We start from the raw sequence: 7,297 nt of genomic DNA on the forward strand, positions 1-7,297 counted from the left end.
GGGCGGAGGGCGGCCACGATGGGGACGTCGGCGGGCAGCCAGCTGACGGAGTCCAGCTCGGTCGCGGAGAGCCAGCGCATGGCGGAGTGTTCCAGCGCCTGCGGCTGGTCCCCGTGCAACAGCCGGGCGGTGTACACCCGCAGCACCGAGCGGCCGTGCGCCATCCGGACGTCGCCGCCGACCCGGTCGCCGATCGCCACCCGTACCGCCAGTTCCTCGGCGCACTCGCGGACCAGGGCGGCCACCTCGCTCTCCCCCGGCTCGACCTTGCCGCCGGGGAACTCGTACCGGCCGGCCACCTCCGGGGGCGCGGACCGCGCGCAGGCCAGCACCCGCCCACCGCAGATGATCGCCGCGCCGACGACGACTCTGGGCTCGCGCCGCTCGGCCTGTCCGTTTCCGCCTACCCGTTCGGTCCGCACGGGCGTCCAGCGTGCCAGATCAATCGGCAATTCGGGTACCTAGCTCGACCATCAGGTCAGCAGAACACGGAAGTGTGGGCGTGGACACACCGATGTCCCCCCGACAGACTGGAGAGCATCACAAGGACACGGGACGGCGACGATTTGGCCACAAGCCGGCAACGACGTCTGGGAGGTGCGGTGATGCGCGCGCTGTTCAGCAGCCGGGCAAAGCACGACTATCTCAGCGACGCGCTGACCCTGCTCAGCGGGTGGACCCGCGAGGGTGAGCAGATCCGCCGCACCCTCGTCATGGACGACACCCAGCACGCGGCACTGACCGAGCGGGTCAAGGTGGTGGCCGACGCGCTGCGGTTGCGCCCCGAGATCAGCCGGCGGGATCGTGAGACGCAGATCCGGGTCGGCCACGGCGACGGCGAGCCGTTGACCGAGGGCGAGGTGCTGCTGGCCGCCCGCATCGAGGACGCGTACCGGGCGGTCACCGAGCACTGAACGGCGGCACGCGCCGCCGCATCCCCGCGGCAGGTGTCCATCACCGGCCCCCCGTCCACGTCGACCTGACAGGTCGACTCTGCCACCAGCCTAGGGCCGCGTCCCGCCGGCCGCGCTCCCCCGAAACGTCCGGCGGCGACCACCCGAGTGGTTCATCGCATGACGGTGGGTAGCGTCGCCTGGAAGCGCGCCGCTCAGCGGGCCGGGTCGCCCTGCGTCGTGGACAACCCCAGGGCCCGCCGTACGGCCAGATCGAGCTGCGGGTCGCGGCGTTGTTCGGCTTGCGCCACCAGCCGCAGCATCTGCTCCCGGTCGGGGGCCTTCTCCGCGTCCCGCCAGGACACCGCCGCTCCCTGGGCCTCGGCGATCAGCTTCTCGATCGGCTCCCGGGCCTGCGCCGGCCAGGTCGCCCCGCTCAGGGCGAGCCACATGCTGGCGTTCGCCGAGGCCGCCCGCTCCACCATGCCGCGCAGCTCGGCCGGCGGGGCGGTCGGCCCCTGGGCGGCGAGGGCGGCGCGGGCCTCGGTGAACTCGCGGACCGCCGTCAGGTACGTGAGCTGCTCGGGCCGGAGCACCGTCGCGTCCTGGCGCAACGGGCGGGTCAACGGCTGTGTGCCGGCCAGGTAGCAGGTGATCCGGGGGTCGGTATCCCACTCGACGCGGGACGGGACGTACCAGCGCAGCCGTACGTCGGTCGGGAGCGACAGCGGGTCGAGGACGTAGTTGCGTTGCTGCCGCCGGCACTCGGTCTCCGCCCGGGCGGAGAGCGCGGCGCTGCCGGGGTACGCCTCACCGGCGTACCGCTCGTAGCCGGGCAGACGGTCGACCAGCTCCCCGTCGTGCGGTTCGGTGCACGGCACCGTGGTTACCTCGTCCGGCGCGGTGCGGGTACCCGGCGCGACGTCGCCGACGCGGAAGCAGTCCCCCACCCGCAGGCCCCGGACGCCCTCGTTCGGGCCGGGCCGGGACGGGAGCCCGATGACCAGCAGCGCCACCACGAGCGCCCAGACCCCGCCGAACACCAGGCCGGCGACGGCGAAGCCCCGCCCCCGCTGGCCGGACCGGCGGATCTGGACGAGCGCGACCAACCCGAGGACCAGCCCGAGCAGGCCACCGAGCAGACCGCACACGAAGGCGGCGACGGCCGTCCGGTTCGTCCGCGTCTGGTGGCCCTCCCACGGCTCCCAGTCGCCGCCGGCCGCCTCTGGCACAGCGGGTGGTACGGGACGCCCCGACCTGTCGTCCGCAGTCACGTCCCGTTCCCTCCCCCGTGTCCGTTCCGCGGCGTGCAGAGTAGCCGACCGCCCAAACCACCGGCCGCCCACGTTGGCGCGCGCTGCCTACCGTGGGTCCATGGCCAATGCGACGTACGACCGCAAGGAGCAGTTCCAACAGATCCAGAGTGGACTGCTCGACGGTGAGCAGATCATCGCCGTCTACGACGCCGTCGGCACCGGCACCGGTTTCATCGGCCTGACCAACCGCCGAGTGATCATCCAGGACCGGTCCTTCGTCGGCAAACGGTACGCGATCACCAGTATCCCGTACTCGAAGATCACCAGCGTGAGCGTGGTCAGCAACAAGTCGTGGGGTGGGTCGTTCTTCTCCACCGGGGCGATCGCCATCCACGTCGGCACCCACACCTACGAGGTCGAGTTCCGGGGTGACCAGAAGAGCCACCACGTGCACAACGTGATCCTGCACCACATCTCCTGACCGGGGGCCGGTCAGCGCCGGGCGAGCCGGGCCCGTCGTGGTCGGCGCGGCGCGGGCAACGCCGGGCCGCCGGGCATCCGCGGGTCGCAGAAGACTCGAAGGCGTACGCCCTGCTCGTCCTCCGCCGAGACGGTCGTCTCCCCCGGGTCGGCCGGAAGTTCTCCCCAACGCCTGGCACCTCCGGCCGACAGGCGACCCGGGATGATGATGGCTATCGACCATCCTGAATACTACCAGGATGCCCGACCTACCCGACCCCTACACGATCCGGCACTTCTCGCAGGGGAACCCCGCCGGCCCCACCCAGGACGACGTACCCGCCCTGCTGCGCCGGCTCGCCGACACCATCGAAGACCTCGGCCCGGTATGGATCCAGGACATCGTCCTGCACAACGAGATCACCGCCGAGGGCGACTATTACTCGTTCACGGTCTACTACCACGAGGAATCCGACTGACCACCCCACCCACCCCCATGATTCACTCCACCTGCACCAAGTAGGCGTGTCCGGAGGCACCCGACCGCGACATGCGGCACACGGAGTGGATCAAGGCGAGGGTCTGCGGCTAGTGCCGGCGGGAAGTATCCGGTGAACAGCGCGAGGGCAGCGAGGACAGTGGCAGCGAGCAGGCCGACGACGGCTCCACACCGGTCGCGGGAAATGGTGGTGTCCGCACACACCAGAACACCGGCACATTCCGCACCTGGAGTGATTCACCAGGCATCGGACGTGGCAGCGGAGCTTCCCGGCTTCTGGTACGGCGATGATCCGGACGGGAAGTCGCGGAGCCGTTGGACCGCGGAAAGGCAGATCAAGTGATTTCACCGACCGTGGCGCGGAACGGGAACCAGCCGACGATCGGGCACGCGGTCGTCCTCATAACCGGCGTCCAGGCCGCCGGGAAATCGACCGTCGCGCAGTCTCTCGCCGAACGGCTGCCCCGATCCGTGCACGTACGGGGCGATTCCTTCCGACGCATGATCGTGGCCGGGCGCGCCGAGATGACGCCCGATCCCACCGACGAGGCGCTCCGGCAGCTTCGACTGCGTTACCACCTGGCGGCTCAGGTGAGCGACGCGTACTTCGACGCCGGCTTCACCGTCGTCACCCAGGACGTCATCCTGGGCGACGCCCTCGCCCGGATGACGACGCTGATCCGGGCACGCCCCCTGCTCGTGGTCGTACTCGCCCCGTCGACCGAGGCCATCGCGGCCCGCGAGGCCGGTCGAGGCAAGACCGTGTACGGCACCTGGGCCATCGAACAGCTCGACGCTGTGTTGCGGCACCAGACGCCCCGGATCGGGCTCTGGCTCGACACGTCCCGCCAGACGCCGGCCGAGACAGTGGAAGAGATTCTCGCCCGCGGTTGGACGGAGGCCGTGATCTCGCCCGGAGGAAGCTCCGGCGGCAACGCCGACAGGACGATCGGCTAGCCGGACGGCCGACGCGCGCGCCACCGCATCCCGCATCTGGAGTGGATCAGCAGTGGCCTACTCGCCGGTCGGGCCACCCGTCAGTTCCACCACGATGTCCAGGTGCCCGAGATGACGGGCGTACTCCTGCACGAGGTGGAACAGCACCCGTTCCAGCGATGCCGGGTCGGCGCCGTCCCAGCGCTCGCCGGGCATCCCGACCGAGGTGAGTTCACTGCCCTCCACCACAGCCCGCGTGTGCCTGCCCTGCGCGCGAAGCGCGGCCAGCAGGTCGTGCCGAGTCTCCTCCGGTGCGACGTACCACCGGTCCTCGCGCCGGTCGCCCCACGGGTCGCCGACGTCGCGCCCCTGGAAACCCCACTCGATCCACCGAAGTTCCACGTGACGCAGGTGCTTGACCAACTCCAGCGGGGTCCAACCGGAGGGCACAACGCTGCGGCGTACGTCGTCCTCGGTCAACGCGGACACCTTTTCCACCACGCTCGTTCGGAAGTAGTCGAGGTACCGCAGGAAGACCTCGGTACGGTGTGCGGCCGGGATGGTGGGCGAAGGAAATTCGACGGTCACCGGACCAGTATCCGCAGGGGGATCCGCTCCACTTGCGCCAAGTGGCGGTGGCTGGAGCCCTGACACCGCGACCTGCCGCACACGGAGTGGATCAACCAGGGTCAGTGGCTGAACAAGGGTCAGACGTTGAAGCGGAACTCCACCACGTCGCCGTCCTGCATGACGTACTCCTTGCCCTCGATCCGGACCTTGCCGGCCGCCTTGGCCGCCGCCATCGATCCGGCCCCGACCAGGTCGTCGTAGGAGACGACCTCGGCCTTGATGAAGCCGCGCTGGAAGTCGCTGTGGATCACACCGGCGGCCTCCGGGGCGGTCGCGCCTACCGGGATGGTCCAGGCCCGCGCCTCCTTGGGGCCGGCCGTGAGGTACGTCTGGAGTCCGAGGGTACGGAAACCGACCCGGACGAGCTGGTTCAGGCCGGGCTCGTGCTGCCCGATCGACTCCAGCAGCTCGCGGGCCTCCTCCTCGGGCAGGTCCACCAACTCGGACTCGATCTTGGCGTCCATGAAGACGGCCTCGGCGGGGGCGACCAGCGCGCGCAGCTCGTCGAGGAACTCGGCGTTGGCCAGCTCGGCCTCGTCGACGTTGAAGACGTACAGGAACGGCTTGGTGGTGAGCAGGTGCAGCTCGCGCAGGTGCTCCAGCTCGACCTTGGCGGCGGCGGCCCCGGCATACAGGGTGGTGCCGCCGTCGAGGACCTCCACGGCGGCCTTGGCGGCGGCGACGGCGGCGGCCCGGTCCTTGCGGAGCTTGGCCTCCTTCTCCAGCCGCGGCAGCGCCTTCTCCAACGTCTGAAGGTCGGCGAGGATCAGTTCGGTGTTGATCGTCTCGATGTCGTCGGCCGGGGAGACCTTGCCGTCGACGTGCACCACGTTCGGGTCGGAGAAGGCGCGCACCACCTGGCAGATCGCCGACGCGTCGCGGATGTTCGCCAGGAACGCGTTGCCCCGGCCCTGCCCCTTGGACGCGCCGCGCACCAAACCGGCGATGTCGACGAACGACACCGGCGCGGGCAGCACCTTCTGCGAGGAGAAGATCTCCGCGAGCTTGTCCAGCCGCTCGTCCGGCAGCCCGACGACGCCGACGTTGGGCTCGATGGTGGCGAACGGATAGTTCGCCGCGAGCACGTCGTTCTTGGTCAGCGCGTTGAACAGGGTGCTCTTGCCGACGTTGGGCAGGCCGACGATGCCGATGGTGAGACTCACGACCAGCCAGCTTACGCGCCCCGCCGTCCGTACCCGGCAGGCAGGCCCGAGGCAGGTGGCCGCCGCTCAGCCGACCAGCCGCCACCAGCCCGCCCCGCCGGCCACCACCTCGCCGAGCGCCCCGTCCGGCAGCTCGGCGACGGCCGCCAGCGGCAGGGTGAGCCGATGCGCGGCGGCCGGGCCGGCCGCGTGCGACTCGCCGAGCATCCAGCGCACCTCGTCGACCGTCCAGCCCAGCCCGCGCCGGCCAGCGATCTCGCGGACCAGCCGCAGGCCGGGGCGCGTGTCGTCGTCGTAGAACCGCATGCACCAGTGGTGCGCCCACATGCCCAACGCGCGCAGCCCGGCCGGGTCGAGCGAGCCGGCGAGCCGCCCGCACGCCGTGTCGGCGAAGGGTCGCCCCGGGTCACCCGCCCGGTCCCGCTCGATCGCCCCGTACGCCGCCGGGGCGACCGCCCGCATCCGGTCGTAGAAGCCCTGCACCACCGCGCGGTCCAGCCGCGCCCGCCCCGACCGCATCAGCGAGCACCCAGCCCGGCCACGCCCACCATCGCCCCCGCACCCTTTCTGGAGTTGGTGGCGGGACGGTACCGGCCACGACCGACACTTTCCCCGCCGGAAATCCCTTGCCCGGTAATGGATAGCTGGCCCGGCCCGCGGCGTCTGTATCTGTGAACAAGTGGAACGGGGAGGGTGGGTGGACGACGACGAACGTGCCCGGCTGGCCGAGTTCGTGGCCAGCCGCACGCCGGCGCTGATGCGGGTGGCGTACCTGCTCACCGGCAACCGGCACGCGGCGGAGGACCTGTTCCAGTCGGCGCTGGCGCGGACGATCCCGCGCTGGCGGACACTGCGCAACGCCGACCCGGAGGGCTACCTGCGCACGGTCATGTACCGGGAGCACGTGAGCTGGTGGCGGCGGCTGCGCCGGTACCGGGAGTCGTTGCTCACCGGTGCCGACGACCGGGCCGACGCCGATCCCAGCGGCGGCACGGACCTGCGGCTGGCCATGCGGGCGGCGTTGCGGCACCTGCCGCCGGCCCAGCGGACGGTGGTGATCCTGCGCTACTACGAGGATCTCACCGAAACCCAGGTCGCCGAGACCCTGGGCTGTTCGGTGGGCACCGTCCGCAGCCGTACCCACCGGGCCGTACGCCGGTTACGCGAGCTCCTGCCGGACATCGAACTTCTGGAGGTACGGCGGTGACGTCCCCCATCGAGCACCTGCTCCGCACCACACTGACCGATCTCGCCGAGGAGGCACCAACCGTGGAAGACCAACTGACCCGGGCCGAGCGACGGCTACGTACCCGCCGCCGCGCCACCGTCACCATGGGCGCCGTGGGGACGCTCGCCGCCATCCTGATCGGTGCCCCGCTGGCGCTGGCCGCCAGCGGCGGCGACGGCGGCCGGCCGGCGGCCCCGCCGACGGTCCGCCCGACCCTCACCACCGCGCCACCC

General features: G+C 71.2%; 10 protein-coding genes and 1 pseudogene. 6 read left to right on the forward strand and 5 right to left on the reverse strand.

What is annotated here, in order from left to right:
- Positions 1–422, reverse strand: a 422-nt coding sequence (locus E1165_RS27065; protein WP_132394547.1) for a (deoxy)nucleoside triphosphate pyrophosphohydrolase, incomplete at its 3' end; no start/stop codon positions are given.
- Between the two features lie 183 nt (positions 423–605).
- On the opposite strand from E1165_RS27065, the gene E1165_RS27070 reads away from it, so the two are divergent.
- Positions 606–914, forward strand: coding sequence for a 4a-hydroxytetrahydrobiopterin dehydratase (locus E1165_RS27070; protein ID WP_132265739.1), 309 nt, complete (start codon positions 606–608; stop codon positions 912–914).
- A 194-nt stretch (positions 915–1,108) separates the two neighbouring features.
- Here the strand turns inward: E1165_RS27070 and E1165_RS27075 are convergent, their stop codons facing one another.
- Complete coding sequence (locus E1165_RS27075) at positions 1,109–2,125, reverse strand: DUF4190 domain-containing protein (protein ID WP_165945338.1); 1,017 nt, start codon at positions 2,123–2,125, stop codon at positions 1,109–1,111.
- A gap of 142 nt (positions 2,126–2,267) precedes the next feature.
- Between E1165_RS27075 and E1165_RS27080 the strand changes: the two genes are divergently transcribed.
- The 3 genes from E1165_RS27080 to E1165_RS27095 all read left to right on the forward strand — a co-directional run bounded on the left by E1165_RS27080 (position 2,268) and on the right by E1165_RS27095 (position 4,064).
- A complete protein-coding gene (locus tag E1165_RS27080) occupies positions 2,268–2,630 on the forward strand; it encodes a PH domain-containing protein (RefSeq protein WP_132394549.1) in 363 nt (120 codons plus the stop codon).
- A gap of 238 nt (positions 2,631–2,868) precedes the next feature.
- On the forward strand, positions 2,869–3,087 hold the full coding sequence (locus E1165_RS27090) for a hypothetical protein (protein ID WP_132270845.1): 219 nt from the start codon (positions 2,869–2,871) through the stop codon (positions 3,085–3,087).
- A 359-nt stretch (positions 3,088–3,446) separates the two neighbouring features.
- Positions 3,447–4,064, forward strand: coding sequence for an AAA family ATPase (locus E1165_RS27095; protein WP_207917053.1), 618 nt, complete (start codon positions 3,447–3,449; stop codon positions 4,062–4,064).
- A 57-nt stretch (positions 4,065–4,121) separates the two neighbouring features.
- Here E1165_RS27095 and E1165_RS27100 read toward each other — a convergent pair whose 3' ends face one another.
- The 3 genes from E1165_RS27100 to E1165_RS27110 all read right to left on the reverse strand — a co-directional run bounded on the left by E1165_RS27100 (position 4,122) and on the right by E1165_RS27110 (position 6,355).
- Positions 4,122–4,631 (reverse strand): DinB family protein, encoded by a 510-nt coding sequence (locus E1165_RS27100; RefSeq protein WP_132394550.1) that lies wholly within the window; start codon positions 4,629–4,631, stop codon positions 4,122–4,124.
- A 119-nt stretch (positions 4,632–4,750) separates the two neighbouring features.
- Positions 4,751–5,836 (reverse strand): redox-regulated ATPase YchF, encoded by a 1,086-nt coding sequence (gene ychF, locus E1165_RS27105; protein ID WP_132394551.1) that lies wholly within the window; start codon positions 5,834–5,836, stop codon positions 4,751–4,753.
- Between the two features lie 66 nt (positions 5,837–5,902).
- Complete coding sequence (locus E1165_RS27110) at positions 5,903–6,355, reverse strand: hypothetical protein (protein WP_132394552.1); 453 nt, start codon at positions 6,353–6,355, stop codon at positions 5,903–5,905.
- A gap of 178 nt (positions 6,356–6,533) precedes the next feature.
- Between E1165_RS27110 and E1165_RS27115 the strand changes: the two genes are divergently transcribed.
- Together E1165_RS27115 and E1165_RS27120 are read left to right on the forward strand one after the other, a co-directional pair.
- Positions 6,534–7,043, forward strand: a complete 510-nt coding sequence (locus E1165_RS27115; RefSeq protein ID WP_132394553.1) for a SigE family RNA polymerase sigma factor — start codon at positions 6,534–6,536, stop codon at positions 7,041–7,043.
- Positions 7,040–7,297, forward strand: a pseudogene (locus tag E1165_RS27120) (hypothetical protein); the annotation flags it as partial. The gene E1165_RS27115 and the pseudogene E1165_RS27120, both read left to right, overlap by 4 nt.

It is taken from the genome of Micromonospora sp. KC723, assembly GCF_004348595.1.
Lineage (GTDB): Bacteria > Actinomycetota > Actinomycetes > Mycobacteriales > Micromonosporaceae > Micromonospora.

Excerpts from the sequence above, each read along its gene's own strand:
- E1165_RS27070 (WP_132265739.1), top strand. The coding sequence starts at position 606 with ATGCGCGCGCTGTTCAGCAGCCGGGCAAAGCACGACTATCTCAGCGAC.
- E1165_RS27090 (WP_132270845.1), top strand. The coding sequence starts at position 2,869 with ATGCCCGACCTACCCGACCCCTACACGATCCGGCACTTCTCGCAGGGG.
- E1165_RS27080 (WP_132394549.1), top strand. The coding sequence starts at position 2,268 with ATGGCCAATGCGACGTACGACCGCAAGGAGCAGTTCCAACAGATCCAG.
- E1165_RS27110 (WP_132394552.1), bottom strand. The coding sequence starts at position 6,355 with ATGCGGTCGGGGCGGGCGCGGCTGGACCGCGCGGTGGTGCAGGGCTTC.